Source organism: Sphingobacterium sp. N143, assembly GCF_030325625.1.
Classification (GTDB): Bacteria; Bacteroidota; Bacteroidia; order Sphingobacteriales; family Sphingobacteriaceae; genus Sphingobacterium.
On record NZ_JACAIS010000011.1, the window covers coordinates 193979 to 218684 of the forward strand.

19 protein-coding genes are annotated in these 24706 nt (G+C 34.0%); 9 read left to right on the top strand and 10 right to left on the bottom strand.

Going from position 1 to position 24706, the window contains the following annotated elements:
• Window positions 1–13 precede the first annotated feature (13 nt).
• Genes HX021_RS19780 through HX021_RS19790 form a run of 3 tightly spaced genes read left to right on the top strand, consistent with a single transcriptional unit; the run spans window position 14 to window position 4216 of the window.
• Window positions 14–2425 (top strand): hypothetical protein, encoded by a 2412-nt coding sequence (locus HX021_RS19780; RefSeq protein WP_286592314.1) that lies wholly within the window; start codon window positions 14–16, stop codon window positions 2423–2425.
• A gap of 25 nt (window positions 2426–2450) precedes the next feature.
• Entirely contained in the window at window positions 2451–2981 is a 531-nt protein-coding gene (locus HX021_RS19785; RefSeq protein ID WP_286592315.1) for a hypothetical protein, read from the top strand.
• Window positions 2981–4216, top strand: coding sequence for a DNA sulfur modification protein DndB (locus HX021_RS19790; RefSeq protein ID WP_286592316.1), 1236 nt, complete (start codon window positions 2981–2983; stop codon window positions 4214–4216). Before HX021_RS19785 ends, HX021_RS19790 begins: the two co-directional genes overlap by 1 nt.
• A gap of 169 nt (window positions 4217–4385) precedes the next feature.
• Here HX021_RS19790 and HX021_RS19795 read toward each other — a convergent pair whose 3' ends face one another.
• From HX021_RS19795 to HX021_RS19825, 7 genes are read right to left on the bottom strand one after another with little or no spacing between them, the layout of a single operon-like run.
• On the bottom strand, window positions 4386–5162 hold the full coding sequence (locus HX021_RS19795) for a hypothetical protein (protein WP_286592317.1): 777 nt from the start codon (window positions 5160–5162) through the stop codon (window positions 4386–4388).
• Window positions 5140–6264, bottom strand: a complete 1125-nt coding sequence (locus HX021_RS19800) for a hypothetical protein (protein ID WP_286592318.1) — start codon at window positions 6262–6264, stop codon at window positions 5140–5142. Before HX021_RS19800 ends, HX021_RS19795 begins: the two co-directional genes overlap by 23 nt.
• On the bottom strand, window positions 6254–8473 hold the full coding sequence (locus HX021_RS19805) for an ATP-binding protein (RefSeq protein WP_286592319.1): 2220 nt from the start codon (window positions 8471–8473) through the stop codon (window positions 6254–6256). Before HX021_RS19805 ends, HX021_RS19800 begins: the two co-directional genes overlap by 11 nt.
• A gap of 8 nt (window positions 8474–8481) precedes the next feature.
• Window positions 8482–9615 (bottom strand): phosphoadenosine phosphosulfate reductase family protein, encoded by a 1134-nt coding sequence (locus HX021_RS19810; protein WP_286592320.1) that lies wholly within the window; start codon window positions 9613–9615, stop codon window positions 8482–8484.
• A 1-nt stretch (window position 9616) separates the two neighbouring features.
• The gene (locus HX021_RS19815; RefSeq protein WP_286592321.1) at window positions 9617–12847 is read right to left on the bottom strand and encodes a hypothetical protein; all 3231 of its coding nucleotides are present in this window, start codon (window positions 12845–12847) and stop codon (window positions 9617–9619) included.
• Window positions 12834–13709 (bottom strand): DUF4007 family protein, encoded by an 876-nt coding sequence (locus HX021_RS19820; RefSeq protein ID WP_286592323.1) that lies wholly within the window; start codon window positions 13707–13709, stop codon window positions 12834–12836. Before HX021_RS19820 ends, HX021_RS19815 begins: the two co-directional genes overlap by 14 nt.
• 21 nt (window positions 13710–13730) lie before the next feature.
• Window positions 13731–14870, bottom strand: coding sequence for a cysteine desulfurase family protein (locus HX021_RS19825; protein ID WP_286592324.1), 1140 nt, complete (start codon window positions 14868–14870; stop codon window positions 13731–13733).
• A 297-nt stretch (window positions 14871–15167) separates the two neighbouring features.
• Here HX021_RS19825 and HX021_RS19830 point away from each other — a divergent pair, with 297 nt between their 5' ends.
• Window positions 15168–15782, top strand: a complete 615-nt coding sequence (locus HX021_RS19830) for a hypothetical protein (protein WP_286592325.1) — start codon at window positions 15168–15170, stop codon at window positions 15780–15782.
• A gap of 420 nt (window positions 15783–16202) precedes the next feature.
• Here HX021_RS19830 and HX021_RS19835 read toward each other — a convergent pair whose 3' ends face one another.
• Together HX021_RS19835 and HX021_RS19840 are read right to left on the bottom strand one after the other, a co-directional pair.
• Entirely contained in the window at window positions 16203–16646 is a 444-nt protein-coding gene (locus tag HX021_RS19835) for a hypothetical protein (RefSeq protein WP_286592326.1), read from the bottom strand.
• A gap of 13 nt (window positions 16647–16659) precedes the next feature.
• Window positions 16660–18210, bottom strand: coding sequence for a hypothetical protein (locus HX021_RS19840; RefSeq protein WP_286592327.1), 1551 nt, complete (start codon window positions 18208–18210; stop codon window positions 16660–16662).
• 984 nt (window positions 18211–19194) lie between these two features.
• On the opposite strand from HX021_RS19840, the gene HX021_RS19845 reads away from it, so the two are divergent.
• Window positions 19195–19575: a (deoxy)nucleoside triphosphate pyrophosphohydrolase gene (locus tag HX021_RS19845; RefSeq protein ID WP_286592328.1), complete on the top strand. Its 381-nt coding sequence runs from the start codon at window positions 19195–19197 to the stop codon at window positions 19573–19575.
• A 57-nt stretch (window positions 19576–19632) separates the two neighbouring features.
• On the opposite strand, the gene HX021_RS19850 is transcribed toward HX021_RS19845, so the two are convergent.
• A complete protein-coding gene (locus HX021_RS19850) occupies window positions 19633–20355 on the bottom strand; it encodes a hypothetical protein (protein WP_286592330.1) in 723 nt (240 codons plus the stop codon).
• A 244-nt stretch (window positions 20356–20599) separates the two neighbouring features.
• Here HX021_RS19850 and HX021_RS19855 point away from each other — a divergent pair, with 244 nt between their 5' ends.
• From HX021_RS19855 to HX021_RS19870, 4 genes are all read left to right on the top strand, one after another.
• The gene (locus HX021_RS19855) at window positions 20600–21790 is read left to right on the top strand and encodes a hypothetical protein (RefSeq protein ID WP_286592331.1); all 1191 of its coding nucleotides are present in this window, start codon (window positions 20600–20602) and stop codon (window positions 21788–21790) included.
• Between the two features lie 100 nt (window positions 21791–21890).
• A complete protein-coding gene (locus HX021_RS19860; RefSeq protein ID WP_286592332.1) occupies window positions 21891–22556 on the top strand; it encodes a hypothetical protein in 666 nt (221 codons plus the stop codon).
• Window positions 22557–22649: 93 nt separating this feature from the next.
• Window positions 22650–23597: a hypothetical protein gene (locus tag HX021_RS19865; protein WP_286592333.1), complete on the top strand. Its 948-nt coding sequence runs from the start codon at window positions 22650–22652 to the stop codon at window positions 23595–23597.
• Between the two features lie 20 nt (window positions 23598–23617).
• A complete protein-coding gene (locus HX021_RS19870) occupies window positions 23618–24325 on the top strand; it encodes a hypothetical protein (protein WP_286592334.1) in 708 nt (235 codons plus the stop codon).
• The last annotated feature ends 381 nt before the right edge of the window (window positions 24326–24706 follow it).

Sequence of the window (24706 nt, forward strand, 5' to 3'; positions counted from 1 at the left end):
AAATCTAAATTTTATGACAAGAAAATTATTTGAAGAGCTTTTTAGATGTAATACGGAGGATGAGATAAACAAATATTTATCCACAAGATTTGATATATCTCATCAAGATAACTGGTTTCCTCTAGGTGGAAACGAAAATAATTATGGAGTTATTGAGAATCAGCAAGCCTCTCCTATTGCGGCACTTATCGAAAAAGTCACTAACTCAATAGATGCTACTCTAATGCGTAAATGCTATGAATTAGGAATTGATCCAAAGTCATCTAACGCTCCAAAAAATATGGAGGAGGCACGCGAACTTTTTTTTCCTGATTATAAAAACTGGGATTTAAGTGGACAAAGAAAATCACAAGCAAAAAATATCCAAATTCTAGCTGATGGCCCCAAGTTGAATTCAAGCATTACGATATATGATAATGGTGAGGGCCAGCATCCTGAAGATTTGGAAAACACTTTTCTTTCATTATTACGCGGAAATAAAAATGAAATACATTTTGTTCAAGGCAAATATAATATGGGAGGAAGTGGTGCGATCATCTTTTGCGGCAAAAAAGGATATCAATTAATAGGTTCCCGTCGATTTGATAAAACAGGTGATTTTGGCTTTACATTAATCCGTGAGCATCCCTTATCGAAGGAAGAAGAAGGTAAGAAGAAAAATACTTGGTATGAATATCTTAAAATCGACAATAAAATTCCATCATTTGAAATTGATAAGCTTGACCTAGATTTACATGAAACTTTATTCGAAACTGGTTCGATTATAAAATTATATTCCTACATGCTTCCGGAAGGAAGTCGGTCAGTAATCTCTCGTGATTTAAATCAAAGTCTCAACGAGTTTCTATTTAATCCTGCATTGCCTATTCTAACAGTAGACCGCAAATATAGATATCCAAAAGATATAAATCTTGAAAGAGATCTTTATGGCTTACAGCGGCGCTTAGAACAGAGTGAAAACAAATACATAGAAGACTATTTTTCAGAAACATTCCGTGAAGAGCCTTTTGGTTCGTTCAAAGTGACTTCTTATGTTTTTAGATCCCGAATAGAAGGGAAAAATATTAAAGAGACAAAAGCAGCCATTCAAACCGAATTTTTCAAGAATAATATGTCAGTAATATTCTCTTTGAATGGTCAAGTACATGGTAGTTACTCTTCCGAATTCATTACAAGAGCACTAAAATTTAATTTACTAAAGAACCATTTGCTAATCCATATAGATTGTACTAATATGGAATACAACTTTCGCAAGGAACTTTTTATGGCATCTAGGGATCGTCTAAAAGATGGTGATGATACAGCTCTTCTTCGCAAATTCCTAGCGAACAAGTTGGGAAGTAAAAATGGACAATTAGCTCAGATTGAAAAAAAGCGGAAAGATTCTATTTCAGTTGAATCTGAGGATACAACTGAAATGCTTAAGTCATTTTCAAGGAATCTTCCAATGGATAGCGAAATGATGAAGCTATTATCACAAACTTTTAAGCTTGAACAAAGAAAAGAAAAGCCTGAAAAAAAGGAACCTGGAAAAAGAACTGAAGCTGTAGAAAAAGAACCGTTTTTACCGAAGCGTTTTCCCTCATTTTTTAAATTCAAAAACGCGAAAAAAGATGGGATGAGTGTTGTTAATTTACCAAGGGGTCAAGATAGATCTATTAGTTTCCAGACAGACGTCGAGAATCACTATTTTGATAGAGTTGAAGAACCGGGTGATCTAAAAATCGCTTTAGTATCTTACAACAAAAATGATCGAGATGGAGGCAATGCATCTCCAGGGATAGATAATATTGAAGAAATACTCAACATCAATCATTCCAGTCCTCGTGATGGTACTATTAGATTAAATCTTAGTGCCAAAAACTCCGTCAAAGTAGGTGATGAACTGGAAATGAAAGTAACTTTAACAGGTGCTGGAGAAGAATTTGAGGAAATATTTCTAATAAAAGTAGCGGAGCCGGAAGCACCCAAGGTTAGTACAGAAAAAAAAGAGGAAGAAGAGCCGTTTGGCCTCCCCCCTTTTGTACTCGTTTATCAAGAGAAGAAAGAAGGTTATCAAACATGGGATGAAGTTGGAGAAGGCATTGGAACTGATATTTCATTTGATACAGTGATGATCCCCCAAGTCAGTAACGATAATCTTGAGAAAGTAGTCATTAATATGGATAGCAAAGTATTGAAAGATTTTAAAAAACAGTATAAAAACCAAAATCAATTAGAGGTAGCGGATCGGAAATATATTTCATCTGTGTACTTTCATACATTATTCCTTTATATGATAACAAAAAACCGTAAGTATAGTGTTGTTCAAGATGATAAACCTATAGAAGTTGAATCTTATCTGCAAGATTTATTTTCAAGCTATTATTCGGCATTTATCTTGAATTTTGGAACGAATGACTTATTACAGGGAATTAGTGAATAGACCTCTTAATTAGGATAGATTTGATATGACAAATGCAGCATTTGATCTCGGAGAAGAAATAGAATTACGGAAACTCGAATTTAAACTTCACACTGGACTTTGGAATAAATTTAATAAGGTTGGTAAAGTTGACCTTTCACTTGTTAACTGGAAAAGTATTAAATATTTAAATGTGAGGGCTAACAAGTTACATACTGATTTAAAAAATATTCCTGACAATTCAGGTGGCCTTTATTTATTCACAATAAAATGTGACATTATACCTGGAATGACTGAGTTTCCAGTTTATATTGGCAGAGCTCAAAAAACAGCTACTCAAAATCTTAGAAAACGATGTAAAGAATACTTTCAAAAATATTCTAAAACAAATGAAAGACCGTTAATTACAAAAATGTTTAAATATTGGTCTAAAAATCTATTTTTATATTATTTGCCGTTACCAACCAATCATGATATCATAAATTATGAGAAAGAGTTAATAAACTCTTTATTATTACCATTTAATACAGAAATACCAGATAAAGAAATTAAACAAGCAACATTAGCATTCCCATAATGAAAATTCCAGCTTTACGATCAGAATTAGGTGGTCGGACATATTATGTCGCTACCCTTACTTTTCAGCAAGTAAGCGATTATGTTTCTAAGATTGATAATGAACTTCATAAGTCTGAAAGTTTAAAGGATCTTATTCAACGTAGTATTACAAATAATTATATAAAAATCAAGGAATATATTCTTAATCAAGATGAGAGGTTCTTCAACTCCCTCATACTAGCAGTTTACGATGATTACCCTGTATGGAAAGAGGTTGAACTGCAGTATGATGATGGAAGTACATATCAAGTGGGTTTACTAGACTTTCCTACTCAACACAAAATATTTCCGGTAGATGGACAACACAGGGTAGAAGGGATTAAGGCCGCTCTTCGAGAAAATCCAGACTTGAAGGATGAAAAAATCGCAGCTATATTTATTGGTCATAAAAATGATGATGAAGGTAAGCAAAGTACAAGACGGTTATTTACGACTTTAAATAGATATGCAAAACCTGTTTCATTCGATGATACAATCGCTTTGGATGAAGATGATACAGTAGCGATCATTACGAGGGAACTTTTAGAAGATCATAAACTCTTTCAAGGAAAACGTATTGTCTATGCGAAAGCTAAAGGAATACCTAATAATAATTTTAATGCTCTTACGTCAATAATTACGCTATATCAATGCAATATAGAACTCTTTAAAACTTGGCACTTTAAAACCAAAAAAAAGAAAGCGACAGCTTCAGTATTATCTGATTATTTAAAATTCAGGAAATCGAAAGAAGAAATCGAAGAAGTAAAAAAATACATCTTTTATTTTTGGGACACTTTTTGCAAGGAATTAGATGTAATTAAAACTTATCTAAAGAATTCCGAACCTTTTGCAAAAGATCTCAGAAACAACGAAAATGGTGGTAATCTACTATTTAGACCAGTAGGACTCTTACCATTTGTAAAAGCCACCTGTGATATTAAAATACTCTCTGGAGCAAAATTTAGATTAATACTTTCGAAATTTAATAAAATGGATTTCCAATTATCATCTATTCCATGGGAAAAAGTCATGTGGGAACCAGCAACTAAGACTATGATAATGAATACAGCAACATTGACACAAATGTTACTGGTATACAAATTTGACAGCAAATTGCTTACTCCAACCAAACTTTCAAAGTTAAAAAAAGACTATGCTGTTAAAATAGATTTTGATGGCAAACCGTCAGAAGTTTTGAACAGTATAAAATAAAAATTACTCTTGAAGACTGAACGGTCTAATGTCAAATTTCCCTTGTGGCGGAAGAAAGTGGATATTGTACTATTTACAAAAATGGATACTTTTATAACTCTAACACTATGGATTAGATATTCCACATATGCCTTTTTTGTTGCACCAAATGATAACAAACGACAAGTATTTAATACATTAAAGGAGCCAAATCCTTACAACCAAAATTTGAGGAAGTATTTAAATAATGTTGAGGATTATCGAATAGTTTAGTGTTCCAATATCCTGCTATTGAAAGAAAGTATGGTTTTTGTAAACATTCTTGAGCCCTAGTTACAATATCTATATAATAGGAGTCAGAAGTTATTCCTGATATTTTTTCTTTATTTAAGTAATTCTGTAAAATAAAATTTATACCCAGAATCGCATCCATAGGAGGATAACTAATTCTCGGTGAAGGGAGGATCAAACAATCTCCATAGATATCCCCGCGCTCTTCCATTTTGTTGCCTCCAAAAGTAAAATGATAAATAGGGTGAGAATATTTTGTTTTTCCATCTCCATCCTCAAAAATATGTCTATCTAAATGCCATGCGGAATATAAATTGTCAATCACATCTTTCGTCTGGTTCACCCGAAATCCTTCAATTTCAAGATCAAAAACTAGATGTGCCAGAGGGTCTCTAATTATTGAGTCATTTATAAATTCTGCTCCTTTTATTCCTATAGTAAGAGATGCAGAAATATCAACTGCATCAAATGGTATCCTTCCCCCAACATCGTCAATTCTAAAGCTGATTTTTCCCAAATCATATGCCCAAACCCTCCCTTCATCTAAATACATGCAACATTGCCCCGCATTTTCCAACGGTGTAACATCTGAGCATAATTGATGATCAAACAAAAGTCTTGCTAATGTACATAAGTCTCGGCCAATACTCCTACTATCGACGTTCACGTTGTTCATTATTCTCAATTATAGATTTTAAATTTTTTAGTCTAGGTATCTCCAGAGATGAAATAGTAATACCTTTAGATGGTCGAAGAGCTTCATCAATACAAATATATTCAATATCTTGCCATGGAAATTTATTATCTTGTCCGGATATTACAAATCCGTCGATAGTATCTATAGCAATCTTTCTTACTTTGCATACTGTCCAAAAGGCATCGCTTTTGCTCCTACGAGATTTTTCTATTGCAGTTAGATCATGTATATTTAAAGCATCTTTCAATAAATCAACTCTTTTACTAGCGGAAATATTTCTAATATTTACTTCAGTAGAGATATTATCTTTCCAAAATCGAATAATCTTAGGCATCCACCAATGATTTAATCCCCTAGCAAAAGCTCCTTTGTAAATACAATCAGAAAAGTGATCTAACAACTTAGGCCAACCTAGGGAAGAGACGTTCACTCCTAAGCGAGCTGCAAGAATTTGTTCGCTGATTAAAAAAGACGGTCGACCTAGCATTTCTTTAAGAAAGAATTGTGCTGTTATATGTATAGGTTTATTCCTTATACCATTATAACTCTCAACAAACCTTGTATCTAAGAGGGTAATATCATCAATACTCAAAACCGAAAGAAGATCATCTCTATCTACCGTAGATAAATATTTGTAGCCTTTAGCTAGCCATCTCAATATGTCTCTAAAGTCAGAATAATTAATATAATCTTCTCCTTCAATTTTTGTTTTATCGATTATTTTATCGAATAAGTCTTTACTAGTTTGATCTAAATAATATTCTAGATTATCAGTGCCTGAGAAAAGTATTATTGGAAAATCGGACAGTGTATTTTCTTTCGTCAGATTTCTAAGTTCTTGTGCAACGGTACTTCCTTTATAACTTGCATTTTTACCATCGTAAGGTATATCATCAAGCCGCAAATCAAGAATGATTCCACTGTGTTGAGGTAGCTCTAACTTTAAAAAATCAATAAGATCTTCCCAGTTTCTAGGGCCGCTAAAAGTTATTTTTATATCTCCATCAGCCTGTAATGCATTAATCATTCCTTGCTCGAGCTCATGCTGTGCATCATCGACATATATATACTTATATACCATATTTTTCTATTTGTTTTGCAGTTGCAATGGGAAGATCAATTCTAAAGCATGTCGAAAAACCTTCTTCAGGATCAATTAAATCTATAGTACCTCCATATCCAAGAATAATATCTTTTACAATTTTCAACCCTAGCCCCGTACCGGTAATTTTTTCATCATCTGATGCATCAAAACCAACAGGGGAAGATGTAGTAAAAAAGGGCATAAAAACCCTATGACGATTTTCATATGGTACACCATCTCCGTTATCTGAAAATTCTAAATAAACTCTATTATCTTCCTTTCCTACAACAACTTTAATTTTCCCGTTAACTTTCTGTCTTCTGATGGCCTTCTTCGAATTTGTATATAAGTTAAATAAAATTGAAGTCCATTCGGAAGTATGCATAGGAACAGTATTCAGGTCAAAGCCATATTCCTCCACATTAAAATCAATATTTAAATTTTTCAGATCTGACTTAATAACTTTTTGAAAATTAGCAACAACGCTGTCGAGAGACTGAACCCTCAGTTCTCTACTGACATTTTCAGAAACCGTTGAATTGAAATAGGATGTATATGAAATAAACAGCTGAATAGTTCTCTTAAGATTATCTAGTGAATTAACACCCGCCGAATTAAGATTTTGCACACTTAAAACGCTTAAATCGCCCATTATTGATGGTGTAAACTGTACAACTTCATGTGTGAATTCACCTATAGTGAGTCCTAATCCTGCTAGAACTCTTATCATTCCTAGTTCGTCTAATAATTTTAAAAAATCATCTTTTAAACCATCAAATATTTTTTGTGTATCCTTTTTAATTATATCAACAGCTTCTTTACCTGAATTAGAAAAATTTGTCAACTCTTCAACATTCTTTTCTAAGTCTATTAGCTTCTCGAGCGTAGTTCTCTCATCACTAATTCCCTTCGCAATATTTTCAATTTTATTGGTCTCATTTTTCTTTTTCTCTACAGCATATCTAATTTTGTTCCTTGAGACCTCAAAAGCTTTATGAAGAAAATCAGTTAATTCTTTAAATGATTCATTTTCGATCAATCCCTCCCTACTAGCCGTTTCTTCAAAAAGATCTCCTTGTGGATCAATAATTTCGACGAATCCAAACAAATTTTTATTTCCAAAAGGAGCGTTTGTGCCTGACTCATTATAATAACGACGATCTATATTTAACCAATCATCATTTGGTTCTCCATATGGGAGTACCCTAAAACCATTTCGATATAGCCTAATTCCCCCCTGCTCATTGGATATATTTTGAATGCTTTTGAGCTCCATTTTTGAAATATTTGAATAATATTGGTCACGATGATAAATGAAATAATATGCTTTGAAATGCACTTCACTTAAATTATGGTATTTTGGATCATCCTGCGTTCGAGGAATTAACATAATATCGTTATCAACATCAAGACTATCACTTTTGATCATGCAGTAACCATCAAGAGATTTGTCAACATAGCCTTCGATAACCGCTAAGGCTTTATCAAATAGAAAAGACTTTGTATCAGCAATAGTTTTTTCTTGGTTGTCAAGAATTTGCTTGAATGTGACTTTAAACGATTCCTCAGATTGCTTGGCAAAACCTAAAGCCTGGCTTTTCTCTGAAAGATAATCTGGTTGCAATAAATCTGAAATATAGCGATATACTCGTTTTATATCAGCCTCAGACCAACTATCTCTTAAATTATCAATAATTAGAGTTGTACCTTCAATATTAGATTTTGGAATATATTCTACTTTATTTTGTATATCCGTCAGCTGGGAATCAATTTTATAAGCATCCCAATCTATTGATATTTTTATAGCCTCATTTCCATGAATTGTTTGAGTAATAATAGTAAGTTTATGTCCTAGTCGTTGTGTTGCAAACCGACCAATTCCTTTACGTCCAGCTTTACTTCGGTGGAACTTCAACGACCGTGGATTATGTATTTTATCCGTCGATGAAATCGTCATAAACCCTTTTTTTAATTGATCCAATGTCATTCCATGACCATTATCCTCAATTATAAGAGTTCCCCCAATTAAATTTGAATTGATATATTTTACATTAACTTTTGTAGCGTCCGCATCATATGCGTTCTTTATCAATTCTGATACAGCTGTTTCAGCTCTACCAACCAGTTCTCTACCAAGCCTATCAATTAAACCAGCATCGACTTTGAATGATAAGTTATCTTCTTTGGGGTTACTATTATCTAACATAATTTTGGCTAAATAAAACAACTAGCACAACCAATTTCTTCCTCAGGATTGTCCATCAGAATATCCATTAGTTTGGAACTTTTGAATTTCTTTTGATTTTGTAATCTTTTTTGGCGTTTTATATACTCTCGTTTAATTTCAAGAACACGTTCAGGCTGGCTAAGCTGTTCTAATGACTCTTCTTGGCTCCAAGAGAAATCGCCGCGTTCATATTCCATAGCTTCTGCAAACAATTTAGGATGTTGTTCAAGAAGCCAAACCCACTCGATCTTTTGCTGAAAGAAACAAAAATAGCACCCTGAACGACTTCTATTATATGTTGCTTTTTCTCCATCTACTTCAAACTCAATATCTTTATAATAAGCAGGTACACCAACACCACTATTTTCGAGTAAAGCGAAAATATCTTCAAGTATCAAGATATCCTTATTTTCCACTAAAGGAAATTCTCCTTGCATATTTCCTATTGGATATTTTTCAATATTGGCTACATGCAGTGCAAGCTTATTATATTCTTCTATACCTAAGTTGATAAGCTGATTGAGTTTTTCCTTTTCCGTTAACAAAACACTATCTATTGGACGTCCCAATACTTCTAGATATCGTAATAATTTATCAGATTCAATATTTTCCTCAGCCCAAGCAAGTCGATCGTTTATCTTTGCATTATTCAAAATTTTATGGACAAGATCAACACTCCATATATTTTGCCTAAATGGGTATATTGATTGAATAGTTGATTTGTCAGATATATATCCTTCTCTATCCTCATCCCCTCTTATCCCAACATAAGAAATTACTTGATCGTTACCAACAAACTCTTCAAATACATCTAACTTTAGTGTTTTAGTGCACCACCGATTTTTTGTACTCGGTAGGAAGCCACCAAGCGTTTTCATTTTATGGTCGAAAGGCGTTTCAACGCTATCATCAAAAGCCTTTAGTTTAATAATCTTCTTTCCAAGATACGCTTCAAGATTTCGAATGAGCTGATATGTCTCCTCAAGCTCCTTCCCTGTATCTGCAGTATAGTATTCAATATCTAACTCAGGATAATTATTTTTCATATAGATTGCTAAAGCAGCACTATCTTTACCGCCAGAAATACCTAATACATGCCTTACCTTTTTATTATCAGCCATATCAATCCATTTGGTCTTTTAATAATTTTGCTAATATAAATATATTCATTTCTCGATCATTAGTCAAGTATTGAATGAATTCCGCTTTTTTCCTTTCGACCTCTTTTTGCTTAGATTTAGGAATACTCAACACCTGTTTATTTAAGCCTTCTTTAAGACTTGTAATCTCAATCTTGACCGCATCATGTACATATTCATTGGTAACCTTATTTTCAATTTCTGTGAAATTTTCTAATTCATGGATCCACTCCTTAAATTTGACAAAAAGTACGACCTCTTCTTCATCATTAATATCTTCTAATTGCTTACCAATAATAGCATGTGATAATGAACTCAAGAACGTAATCTTATCATCCAGATTTGAGTTTAGTCGTTGTAAAAATACTCTTAGGTGCGGAGAAATAATATATGATTTCAATCCTATGAAACGATCTTGAATAACTTTTTTCCAATCAACAAACTCTAAAATAGAGTTTCCACCAACGATTTCCTCCAATACAAACTCTTCAAATCTTTGAACTAACCCGCTAAATGAGGATCGGATGTCAGTAATTGACTGCCTTAATTCTACAAAAAAACGCTCCAGCTTCTGAGGACTTTCATCTAGTTCCTTCAAAGAGTACCCCATAGCACTTGGAAAATCTTCAAAGAAGGTTTTCTCCGGATCGATTGAATCAGCAATAGCCTTCCTGAGATTTAAAACCTCTTTGGTTAATTTGTTTGTTTGTTTTGCATATTCTGGAAGTTGTATATAAAATGACAGAAAAGGTCTAATCATCTCAATAAAACCAGTGTTCGAACTTCTCTCAACTTTATTCTGATTCAACAACTCGCGATACTTATTAAATACAGATAAATGAATTCCTGTTGCAGAGAATGATTTTATTGAGAACTCTCCAGGATTTTTAACAATCAAGTCAAGAATATTGGCATTCAGTTGAGGGATAAAACCATCTTTGTTGAAAAGAGAAAAATCAGATTGCTTTACAAGTAAAAACAAAGGTAAAATAAAATCAATAAGTCCTTTCTTTAGCTTAAAAGGTCGTTCTAATAATCTTTCTACAAGTTCTTGAAGGTTAATTTTAGATACTCTTGCCTCATCTAAAAATTCTAAAAACAAACCCCAAACTAAACGAAAATCTTCGGAGCTTGGTGAATTTAATTCATAAGTACCAAATTCACCTTTGTTATAGAAACCATTACTTTTTAATAATGAATAGTATATAGTTTTCTCTGGCGGATATAGGCTAGGGTTAAAGCCAAAATCCTCCCTTCCCATATTATCACAGATATTGTTGAACAGCGCTTTTCTTGCGGTCAGAATTGGTGAAGACAATTTGGTCTTATTAACCATTTCATTCTTAAAGACAGGGGCTCCGAAATATGTTTTATCAATAATATCACTTAATAAACCATTAAGTTCACGCCAAGTTTTGATTTTTTCAGTACAATCAATTCCTCGATAAAAAACACTTATTTCATTTGGATCAATCCGATAAAGTGCTTCCAGAACCATCTCTTTTAAAAGTTCCAATATCTGATCCAATTGAATTGTAAACTCTTTTTTCGCTATATTATCATCACTATATTTTGCTCGCGCATATTTAATTTGCTCTATTAACGTAATATTGCGGAGTATTTCTTTTGATTTCTTATAGACAACATACAGAATTGCTTCTTCTTGTGAGCCACTTAATTTACGCGTATTATCGATTTCATTGGTGGAAAATACCAGATTTATATAGCCATCAATTTCTCCTATAGGTTTTAAGGATAGTGCCTGATCTGAGAATATAAAAGTAAAATATCGAGGAGTTCCTTTCTCCAATAACGCTCGTTTTGCTAGTAAAGAAGGCAGCTCAATATGATCTGATAAATAGGATCCAATACTCCTAATTTCTGTAATAAATTTTTTAGCGTGCTCAATCTCCCAATCAATATCAACATCGGTTTCCTCAACTAGAACAAACTTCTTACTTTTATCTCGGTAACGAATTATACTAAGATTAGCCAATCGTTTTAGTTCTTCCAAGATGGTTTCATATCCAAGTACTATTCTAGAATAACCAGCTAAAAACTCTTCATTAATTGACATTGACTTACGAGAAAACAACTGTAATAAACCAATAACTTTGATAAGAGAAACACACTTAATTAGCTGCTCACCTGTAAAAATACCCTCAGCTTTTTCAATACTATCATGCATTAAACGCCATATCTGAAAATCTAGATTTTGTTTGACAAGAAGCTGTTGGCTGTAATGATAAATTAAATAATCATATACGTCTCCTAGGCTATAAAAAGTATTATTTTCCTCTTTCAGAAAATATCGAATACCTTTGTAGTCCTCAGCATCCAAAAATGTAAAAAGAGAACGGTCATTCTGGCCATAACGCTGTAAAGCCATTGTCAGAATGCTTCCAGATAATAATTCAAGTGGGTATAAGGCCTTAATAACATCTAACGAAAAATACTCTTTGGAAGGGAAAGCATTTGATTTTGTTATTACTTCTGTCAACTCTAAAAGTTGCAAATTATCATTATGATTTATTTGATCTTTTAATCTCTCAGCAGCAATTAAAAGTAGCTGTTCTGAAGGGACATTAAAAGGAATCTCCTGTAGCCGTCCTTTAACTTTTTGCCATTCCTTCCTTTGTGCTTCACTTAAATGATATGCATATGCGGAGAAGTCTTGATGCAAGGTTGTGAGCATAATAGTATTACCACTATCGTCATTAACGAACTCGGATAATTCTTGGATAAAGTAAAAACTTTGCTCAGGATTATTTTGAGCTGCATGCTCTAAAAATTTACCAAACTCATCAATTCTGATAATTAGAGCAGTTTCTTCTTTCTTTAAGCTTTCGGTATATAGTTTTAAGGAGGTTAGTACATCCTTAGACTCGCAATTGAGTTTCTTTGCAAAAATATCTTGCAAGGATGTATATTCACCAACAAAATCTAATGTTGTATACTTTTGATATCCTTTTATAAAGTAATCAAAGTGATCAAAAAACTTATTTTCATTTTGTACAGCGTGAGCAAGTGCCCATAAGAAAGTGGATTTTCCTGTTCCATATGCTCCAATAATTGAGAAAGTACGATAACCTACATTTGCTGAACTAACAATTTGTTCAAATGCTCGCTGCCCATTTAATGTTTTTACATAATTCAATTCGCGATCCTTGTCACGAATAATATTGACGGACGGAGAATAACTATATACCTGCATACGCCAAATTATAATAGTTTTTTAATATTTGATATTTTTCTAATCCAGGAACTAATTGTAAAACAGGATTTCCTGCAGTCTCAGAATATGTTCCATAATACGGTGGAATATTGCGCAGATAATCTATAATAACGCTTTCTGTCATTAAAAATGTATTACCTACAGAATTATAGTCATTTGCTAAGTGACCAATACTAATAGAATTTCCATAGATATTTTTGTCTAAAATTGCATATAAAAGAGCTTCCAATGGAATATTTTTGGACTTCATATTAAAGACATAGACATCTATTAGTTTATTCTGATTATCAGTCCGTTCATAATGATCAATAAGCCCTAATTCTTGAAGAATAGTACTATATGCATCTTCTACATCAGAACTACTAAATCTGGTATAGTTTCCAAAGAAAACTTTGACATCAGAATCTAATGTCTTATCACTAAAGCTTACTTTTGCCTCTTCTAATTGACGTTTTAAAAATCCAAGTAAACGTTGTTTTGTAAATTCTAATCTTTCACGTCTAAGGCCATTGAAGATAATAGAATAAATTGAAGCTTTTTCTACATTTAATAAATTATAATGTAAAAGCCATAAAGTCATGGTATCTTCTAAATATGGATCAACACCATTTTCACCAAATATAAAATTGGCGAATTCTGTTGTTTGATCTAATTCATCTATAATACCAAATGCCTTTAGCCAAAAACGAATAGAAGTAACCATATTCTTTCCTACGCCAAGCTCCACTACCGCATCATCGTCTGTAAACTTCTTCCCTGCTTGGACAAAGTCATACCCCTTCTTTAACCAATATATTTTACACGAAAAGGTTTCGTGTCCTGAAAATGATAATTTTGCCATTAATAATTTTTACACCTCATTTTAGAAAGCCATCGCCCGTAATCGGGAAATAGTCTTCGCTACCGCATCTACGGTCTGTTTGATTTCCTCCGCTGTATTGAAGCGCCCTAGGCTAAACCGGATAGCCGTGTTGGCCTCCTCTTTAGTTAAACCCATCGCCAATAATACATGTGAAGGTTGCATTACGAAGGAGTGACATGCAGATCCATTTGACACGCAGATATCTTTCAATCCAAGTAAAACAGCTTCATTGTCAATACCATCAAAACGAATATTACTTGTCGTATAAATTCGTTGCTCTTTGGAGCCATTCCGCTCTGCTCCTTCTATTGTTAATAATTGTTGTTCTAATGTATCACGTAGTTTTCCAACACGTGCTTTATCTTCAGTCATTTGTGAAGCTGCAAGTTCTGCTGCTTTCCCCATGCCCACAATCCCAGGGACATTCAGGGTTCCACTGCGCAAGCCCCGTTCGTGCCCACCACCATATACCAATGACTTGATTTTCATCCGAGGATTGAAGTATGCTCCTCCAATGCCCTTTGGTCCATAAAACTTATGGGCCGAAAAAGTAAGTATATCAATGAATGAACTCGCTTCAATAGGAAGTTTTCCTACTGACTGCGTTCCATCACTCATAAAAAGTGCGCAATGATGATGTGCAATGCTCGCAATACGCTCGATATCTTGGATCACCCCAGTCTCGTTATTAACATGCATCACACTAACTAAGACTGTATTGTCTTTGAAGGCTTTCTCAAGCTCATCAAAATCTATCAATCCATACTCATCTACGGACAGGTAGGTCACTTCAACACCGGTGTTTTCAAGAAAACGACAGGTATCCAGAACAGCTGGATGCTCCGTCTGTACGGTAATGATATGTTTTGCTCTTCCTGCTATGGACGGTAATCCTTGTAACGCAATATTGATGGCTTCAGTAGCACCTGCCGTAAAATAAATGTCTTCCTCATTGACATCAATAAGATTTCCTATTCGCATTCGACTTCTCTTAACCACTGCATCTAACAATCTTCCCATTTTGTGGCTACTAGATGCATTGCCAAACATATCTGTCAAATACGGCATCATCTCCTCAAGAACTCTTGGATCCAACGGGGTAGTTGCATTATTATCAAGATATATAAAGTTGTTTTGCATTTGTCAATTTCAATATACTTATGCTTACAAATATAACCTTTAATCACTAGCTTATAGCGATAATAAAGTACTTAATTTGGATACGAAATATAAGAATAAATTGAAAGTTTTGAAATCCAGGCTAATGGATATTGCAGTCTTGATTTTATTACATTTATTTCATAAACTCGAAAGATATTAACCGTACAATATAAAATCCTAAAGCACTACAAATATAATAAACCCCATGTAATTACTAATAAAATTAGCCAAACCTAATAAACATCATAAAATTCAATTATTTTAATAAAATTTCATATGGATGAAAAAATACTAATTGCATTAATCTCAGCAGGAACATCAATTGCAACTACCATAGTCTTCAAACCATTTGTAGAAAAAGGTTTATTACTTCATAAAATTAAACATGAACATCGTTCTAGCCAAGCCAAGTTGGTAAAAGAACACATTGCCAAACATAAAAGTATCCTATTGTCTTCTGCTGAATCTTTAAGAAATCGTTTACTAAATTTATTCCAAAATTATCAAGAGGGATGGCACAATGTAAATGGTGAATATGAAGATAATTCACATTATATAGATACTACAGTGTATCGATTTATATCTTTTTTCCATGCATTAAAAATGATAGAAAATAATCTGATTTACTTGGATCCAACAAATTCTACAAAGTCTGATCTAAGGATTCTCAAGTATATTAGATTAACAAAAGACATCATGTGTGATATTGCTTTATTTGAAGGATTCAATTACGATAAAAACTATGCGAAAGATCATTTCTTCTCAACGCCATTTGATGAAACTATAGCTCTTTTTTCAAAAAATTGCTCAATATCATATCAAAAATTTAGAGACAAAAAAACAAACAATTTAGATAAGCTTAAAGGGTTCTCAAACACAAATGAATTATAGAACATTGCTTCTAAACGAATGACGCCTGTTGCTCATTATTTTGCAATCGCAGAAATTGGCGATATCAAGCGTGATAACGAATCTACCAAAAATGATTACTATGCTGAAATAGTCTGTTACAGGGCAAAGACTTAAAAAATTATGACCTCCATGAAATGGGCTTATATGAATTGCTCGACAAAGCAAGCTTTTATCGAAACAAAGATGATTTTCCATTAACAGTAGATTTTTCTGAAGTGGAAAAAGAAGAATTATATTCTTTTGAACCACGCAAAAAAAGAATATAAAGTAATGCTAACAGCTAGATATATAGGGGGCAGACCACTCAAATTATTGGCACAATATTAACAGCAAATATTACTATAAAAGAATAAAAGATGCGAACAATATATTGGCTTAACAAATAGAAAACTTGCTTATTTATCCTGAAACCTTATTCTCGCTATAGCAATCCACTGAAAAGTATAATATTGTTGAAACGGAAATTGCAATTCCGATAACATAGGATAAAAATTTGATATACCAGTCACTGATCGGATAATGAAAAATTAATATCCAAAGCAAGGCTATCATGGCAGTGAGGATAAGCAACTTCTTCCAAAAACTCATGCCATGACCATTCTTTATATAATAACGATCTTTGATTAATTGGTAAGGCAATAAAATCACCAGCAAATAAAGTATTGAAAATATAGGAAAAGCAGTTTCATGAAGGATTACGCCTATATATTCACTTAATGAATTGTAATATGCATCTTCTATTCTATAGTTTCCTGAAATAATATTTGCCCAACTCCCTGCAGTAAGAATAAATGGGATGATGACAAATGCGACAATCAAATTGGCCGTTATTTTTCTAATCATACGATAAATATATTTATTTACAATCATTGCTTAATGTACTTAACGGTTTTTTCCCATCAATTACATCTTTCACCAAAGCCCAATTTGGCCTATGAATCTCTTGTTGAGCTATAGCAGCAGAACCTCCATGCTGATTCACATATTCTGAGACCATTTCCTGAAAGGAAGTCCATAGTTGATCAGCCTTTGTAAATGGTGTACCACTTAATTGCTGAAGAACAGCCCCAAAATTATCGGTTAGTCGATCTACACCTCTAGTATAAAATGTATAGGAACCATTCGAGTTCTGAGTAAACCCAAAATCTCTATTTCCCGATACTGGATGGGATCCATAAATAGGATCAAATATTGTTGTAAATGTCCATCCGGAAGCATCAGACTTACTTACGATAACAGCAGCATCGTCATCAAAAAAATTATCTGAAGAACCAAAAACTCCGGGAATATCAATTCCAACCACAGCATTAATTGGATTTGAAGAATTCCATAAATTTGTATCGTCTATACCTAGATAATTATATGGAGCAAAAGATGAATAATCTTTATTTATAAAATTATTGATATTTAATCTTATATGCTTGATAAATTCAGCAGGAGTTAATCTTTTGCCATTTACTATAGGTAATTCCGTAACTGTAATAGGAAAATAATCCATATTGACTACTGTGCTGTGGGCATCATCAATTTTTTGAACTTTAGCAATTACTTCGCTCTTAGCCCAGGGAACTTGTGTCGTGCTAAACCGGATTTGATTCAACTTATCTATTTGAGCTTGCTGAACTTGATGTTTAGCAGTAGCAATCCACTTCTTAATTACCTCACATGGAATATCAGGTATTAATGCAAACGGTTTATCTTCTAGTTGTAGTTTTAACTCATCAGCTGTAGGTGGTTGTGCGTTGTTGTTAGAATTCCCCCCTCCTCCAGCCGATCCACCGGGGTTCACATTATTATAATCTCCAGGAGAAGGCCGACCAAAATCAATATCATCTCCCCCTCCACGACTTAGATCATATTGACAACTTACCCTATTCAATTGTCCTTCTACATAAGCTTCGATACATTCTCGTACCGGGGCCCATCCCGCACGTAGTTTACGCTCCTTATCTACTTTTAGGTTATCCTGAAATAAGGAGAGATTATCACCGGTGGATGGTAAAGAACGAGCAAGGATAGCGCCTGAATAAGGGGCTAAATTATCTTCCTTGATAAAAGTCAATAACTTGTAATCCCATTTCTTTTCCTTATTTATGGCTCTAATCCATACATTCTCTTTGATATCTATTCTCAAAGTGTCCCATAACACTTCTACGCGATCTAGTAGTTTTACCTTCACATAGACTGTATCGCTTGATATTTGACGGTACGTATTCCAATCAATGACAGATTTAAAATTTGAATTTACAAAATTGGAGTCGACATCATTGTAACCGGTCTGCTTCTTAAAATCCGCTTGCAAAAATTCAATAGTCTGTTTATCGGCATTTTCAGCAACAATGTCATGTTGCTTTCTACAACTAGTTATAATAAATATTAAAATAATGCATTGGAGTATTTTTCTCATAGTCTCTTATAATCATTATTCACGCTTTTTCCTAAAATATAAATTATCACCGCACCGAGCGTCCCCACGTGTAAAATACTACACAAAAGTGTTTAGCTACAGAACCTGATAAAAAACAGCACGGCATAGTTGATAGGTTTAAAACAAGAAGGGCCTCCCATCAATCGGCAGAGGGAGGCCCAACTTTAACTAAGGTCCAATAGTCTGAACCTAGGCAGGTAATACAAAGTTAAAATCTTATTTGGAATTATTGTTGTTCATTTCTTTAAAAATGTTGTTCAAAAAATAACTTTGACTTTTGTGGCATTTGCAACAAATGACTGTTGTGAATAATTTGAGCAAAAAAGACCAAGAGAATGAAAACTTACCGTTGATTAAATAGTAAATCTGTATTGACAGGTATTGCTTTAATAGAATTTTAACGTAATATTGAAAAAAATAATTAACCTCTTATTGAAATGAATATCGATATAATCATTAGATCAACAGTCTTTCTTTCGTGTGTAATTATATATTTAATAATGATGTACATCGGAATTTGTGGGCTGAAAGGTAAAAACATTGGATTGGAAAAACATTTAAAGCTATCCGGTATTTGGAGCAGGAAAAATACCGGATCAGAAAAGAGCTTTTATTTATGTCTGATTGTTAGTTCAATACTTTTCACAGTAACAGATATCTTGGTGTTTAATAATATTGGTTCACAACAAGATAGCCAACTCATTATGATACTGTTAGTAATTTGCCTAATTCCGCAATGTATCGTAACTATAGTATTCTGTCTACAATTCGACAATTACCTTACTAAAATTATTGTACTCGGAATTGACGACAAGAGTATGAAGCCTTTAATGAGATATGGAATTTCGTGGGGCTATAGTACGCTTGTCCATCTAGCAATTGCTTTAGGTCTTTTTTTGAATTACCAGATGAACTAGTATAAGCCCTGCAATATTATAACTGAATCATTATCTTTAAGCCACTATGCTCCAAGTAACCTGTGCGATCATTGAGCACGCCAATAAAATATTGATCTGCCAGCGGTCGACCTCGATGAAACTTCCGTTGAAATGGGAATTTCCTGGTGGGAAAATCGAATCCGGAGAGTCCAAAGAAGAATGCCTACGCAGAGAGATCAAGGAGGAACTCAATATCGATATTATTATACACAGTGCACTTACAATGGTAGAGCATCACTACCCCGACTTTTCGCTGCAGCTCTACCCTTTTGTATGCAGCTTACAATCTGGAAAAGTGGAAGCTCTGGAACATGCGCAGGCAATATGGGTAGACGTGGACCAATTAGGGGACTACGATTGGGCTGAAGCTGACCTGCCTATCGTGGATGAATACTTAACGCGTTGATCTGTTATTATACGGATCTGGATGATGAATGGTACAATAATTTTTTTGGAAACATGTTTATATCTGTTTCCAAACTTTTGAAATAGCATGTTCATTATTGAGATAACTCAATCCATTATGGTTCATTGGATCATCCTCATCATCGAATAGGGTTTCAATCTGCATAAAGTTATCGAACTTTACAGAGATGTCGTGTCTTGCGAAAACATTATCATAATTGTTATTTAAATTGTACCATTTATTTAATGGTAATCTTACGATTGGATAGGGTAAGTGATATTTTAAACCAGGGTTTCCCAGTTGCGATCCTGCTGTGACCAATATTATATTTTCATGTCCTTTTTGATTTTCCGGATGTGAAAAATAGTCGTAGCACAACAGCGATCCTAGGCTGTGGGCATAGATTACATCGGGCTTTAAGATTGTGATGTATTTCTTTAGCTCATTGCGCAACTTCATTCTTAAGTCGGGATGTTGAAAAAACTCAACAACCATATCTGGATAGTTATCCATCCAGTCTTTAACAAGGCCTTTGTGCGTCCTTCGATCACCCCAAAGCCCTAGAAATGATTGTGATAAAAAACGAAGATAATCAGTCGCAGTTGCGTCGTATGGTTTAAAAAAAGAATCAAAGGGCATAAACTGAACATCTTGATCATTCATAAGGCCGAGGTGTCCTATTAAAGCTTCGCGCCAGTCTTTCACCCATCCCATATTCTCATTCATTAACGCATCCTTGCCACCGATTCCGTGGATACATAATACTTTCTTGGTTTTCATAAATAAGTTCAAAATTTAATTATATAGGTTATTAGCTCAATCTAATTTAATGAACTTTTGAATTAAACCATATGTCTTGAACAGAAATTTTAGATAAATTTTGTAATACAAATTTTATTTTCAACTTTTACATAGCCATAATCGAAAAAACCAAACAAATATTAATCAAATAGTATAAAAAGCTAAAATTCTCGCCATTAACCTGAATATGCTGGAATGCTATTGACAACTAAAACCAATTGATATGAAAAGACTATTATTGACCATTACTTCTGCAATGCTAGCAATTAGTTCCCACGCACAGTTTGTATCCTCATTCAGCAGCAGCTATGTGAACGAAGTGAAATCCAAGCAAGCAGAGTTAAGTCCTAATACAAAAATAATTTTGAAACAAAAAGGCCTTTGGGCTGACAAAATCGATGAGACTTTAGTAACCTCATATCAACATAATTGCGAGAAAAAACTTCAGGAAATAGTAGCGAAAAGAAAAGAATTTAAATTGATCGCTGAGATAGATAAACAAGAATTCAGCGAAAACACAGAGGCTGCAAATACCATCATTGCCGAGAATAAAATCATGCACTTTAGCCAGAGGGAAGTTGATAATATTGTAAATTCTACATTAGATCAGAAAAATATTCTTGCGTTGGCATTAAAAAATGAAGAAAATGCTTACCAAGAGGGGGTTCATTATTTTAGCTCTTTAAATAACACGGGGGCGAGCGGTAAAATATTCTTTCCGTTTAGAGATCCGGACCAGGCTAAAAAGTATTTTTTTGGAAAAGATAAGCAAGAATATTTAAAGCTGGTCCAAGATGTTATGATACAACGAAATTTTGATGGGTCAAATTCCCTAAATTCAGAACTAATCTCCGCAATCGCTCCTATCCCATCACTACCAATCAAACTAGCCATAGGTAGTACAATAACGCAGGTAGATGAGAAAAAAATAGACAGCACAAATATAGGCAAAAATAAGCTCCCGTATGGCGGGCTTTTTAACGCTACGTTTACATATCCATTTGTGTTCACTACAATTAATACCGGTAAAAAAGATCATCTGCTAAGAATATATGTGCCCATGGAGTATAAGTTTAATATCGATGAGGTAAAGGACAATCAACCCATGGCAAACTCTTATAGTTTTAGTGAATTATCCGGCATGTTATTTATGTCAATAGACCTTGTGCGGTCCGATGAGACATTGTCAAAAATGAATCTATTCGCGGGGATCAAAGGCTCATATTACTTCGGGAATGAAAAATTTGCAGATAGAATCGGGCGTCGTGACTTCAGTTTGTTACAATTTAATACCGGGATAAAAATTGCCGACAAATTCACAATAGGGTTTAATATACCGCTAAAATCCAGTTATAGTAACCTATTGGAAAGCCAAGCTGCCAGTATCGCCTTAAAATTTCAGCCGGGAATATAAACTTATTGACTGAAATGTGCCAGTCAATAAGTTTATATCATTTAAATATTTAATTATGAAACGATATATTATTATTTTATTTGCTATAATCTGTCATATAATGATGGTAGCATGTAACGAAACGACGAAAACCAAGAATGAGTTGACTAGCCAGGATTCCTGTATTACTGATTCAGTCGGAAGAGACAGTTTTTTGAAGACCAATGCTAGCCTCCTAACACCTATTTCTCAGGCAAAAGGTACCTTAAATGTCACTTTACGAGTCGGTGATTTTAAAACATATAATCCTACCCTTTTATCAAAGGAGATTGCTGGCAAGGCCATGGTTCTGGCTTCTCAAATCCTGAACTCAAAAGAGTTTCAAGATGAAGTAAACAATCTGGATTTTGCATATAAAAATCATTGTACTTCCTGTGGGGGTAAAAGGGAATCAAGAAAAGAAAGGATCGAAGGTAAAACTGTCCTAGATAGCTTATATAGAAATGCGGATGTTACCCTGGATTTGACAATACAGGCCGGCAGGTGTGGTGGCGCTTTGGGTGCAACATGTCCCAACACGAAGCATATTTCCTCAAATTATAAGTCCATCTCTTGTGATATGCCTAACCTGCCTATCGAGCTCGCCTATGCTGTACATATTTGCCATGAGTTTGCTCATACAGTTGGCTATTGCCATACGGACCATAAGGACGATGTTGCCGAAAAAATTGGTTGGATCGCCTATTATATAGCAGTAAAAATGAATACAAAGCCATCTAATAGCTAAATCAAAAACAGGTAATCCCAACACATTTCGATATTTTTTTTCTTTAGTTACGAAAATTAAAGTAATAAGCCAATTACAAGTACATTTTATACCATGAAATTAGCACCTATTTATAGTACAATTGCACTACTTAGCTGCATCCTAGACAGTAGTGCCCAAATCTATGGAAGCAAAAGTAACCTATTTCAGTATGGTATGTCCAGCTCGTTGACCATCGGATTTAAACTGATCAAACCCAAAAATCTTGCTGAGAACTTGTATGCCTATGGTAATCTAAATTTCGGAGGCAGTGTAAACCCTGATTACGGAGGTGTGGTGGCGCAGATAGGAATAAATGGCACTTACAACTTCTTTTCAGGTAAACGGAAGGGATTTGCAGCACAGGTCCACTCTACCGTACAAACAGTTCTGTCTCCCTACAAAGCCAAAGAAATCAATAAATCAGACAGTTACTATCAGCCATTCTATAGCATGGCCGACCTTTCATTTCCCGCTGTTAAAAATGTTTACCCGCTTTCGCTATCTGTCGGAACAGGTTATATATTACTATTATCCCGACCGGGCCCATTGTGTAAAAAAACACAACGCGTAGGATCAATGTATGGAAAATTTGGAAACGTGCACGTCTTTTATCAAAATGATGGCGTACTGCCTAAATTGATGGCCGATCAAAAAGACCGTTGGTTTACTTCCAGCGCCATGGTAGCCTGGCATTCGAATAAAGATTATATCGAAGTAAATCATATCCAGGTTGCCTACAATAGATTTACAGGATATTCTGAGGGGAGCTATGAGTTGGCTAGCGCGCTAAACAATAACATGGTGGTGTATGGCGCCCCGGATGAACGGCAATTTAATATGGATTACTTTAGATTGGGCTTTGGATTAAAACATAACCGTCAGTTGAATTTTAACCTGATCAACTCAAAACTTAGGGCTTTTCAGGGACAGAAAATGATCCATTACATGAGAAATAACCCTTATCATCCCGATAACTCTACTTTTCATATAGGGGTTGATGGGACAATAAGATCAAAGTGAAACGAATAAAAAGATCGACAATGAATCTATTTAAATATCTAATTATTTCCATTCTGTTTACACTTAGCAGCTGTTCAACCTATTACATTAACTTCCCTGACCGAACAACATTCGAGGAAACGATTTTGGATACGCTTAATTTCAAAAATTTCAGTTGTTACAGCCGGGAAGAGTTTTATACTTATCCGGAACAGGATACCGCAACCAAGGTTGGGATACATTACTTGTTTATAGAAAAAACATCTGACACGTTAAAAAGAGTATTGAATTTAGTACCAATAAAACCATACCGACAAAGGCTAGGCGCGCCTCAATACGCAAGCATTTACACCAATCAACCTGATACAATTGTCAACCTAAGCAACTGTATCATTTATCAGATGGGATATTTGCATCGCGACAAAATCATTTTTACGAACCAACGTAAAAAAAGAAATATTGTACCGACTTTACACATTAAACAAAGTGATAAAAGGCTGGAAATTGAAAAGATATATTATCCAAATAAAGGTACTTATAAGATAAATGAATTTATAGAAGAGGGAATTATTTATCACAAAATCAATCCTACCATAAAAGTGAGATTAAACCCGAAAAATAACTGTGGTATTAAGGACTGGGATGTTGCTGACATGTTTTACATAACCGAAGAAGGCATTATATTTAAATTTCAACAGGAAATATGTGATAAAAAGCATTACTTCTCTTTTAAAAGGTATCAAGATTAGTCAATATTGTTGGATGCAAAACACATAAATAGCTATGAATAATCTGAGCAAGAATTCAAATTATCCTTTAAAAATAAAGGCCAAAACATGAGTTTTGGCCTTTATTCTTTTCTATAAAAATGATTTCACTATCGCAGTTATCTGACTAACTAGGGAAACTCCCATAGTTACATGAACAATTAAATACAATAATATTGATTGCCTTTTATTGATCCTTGCCTTTCCTTGAAGATGAGTATTAAGTGTTTTTCTCCATATAGGGGCAAAAAGAAATACTATATTTATAACAAGAATTATAATTTGAAAAGAACCACTTTTCAATTTCGAATATGATTCATTTTTGGTAGCCGAAAGTCCTATTGAAGGAAGTGCTTCTTATCA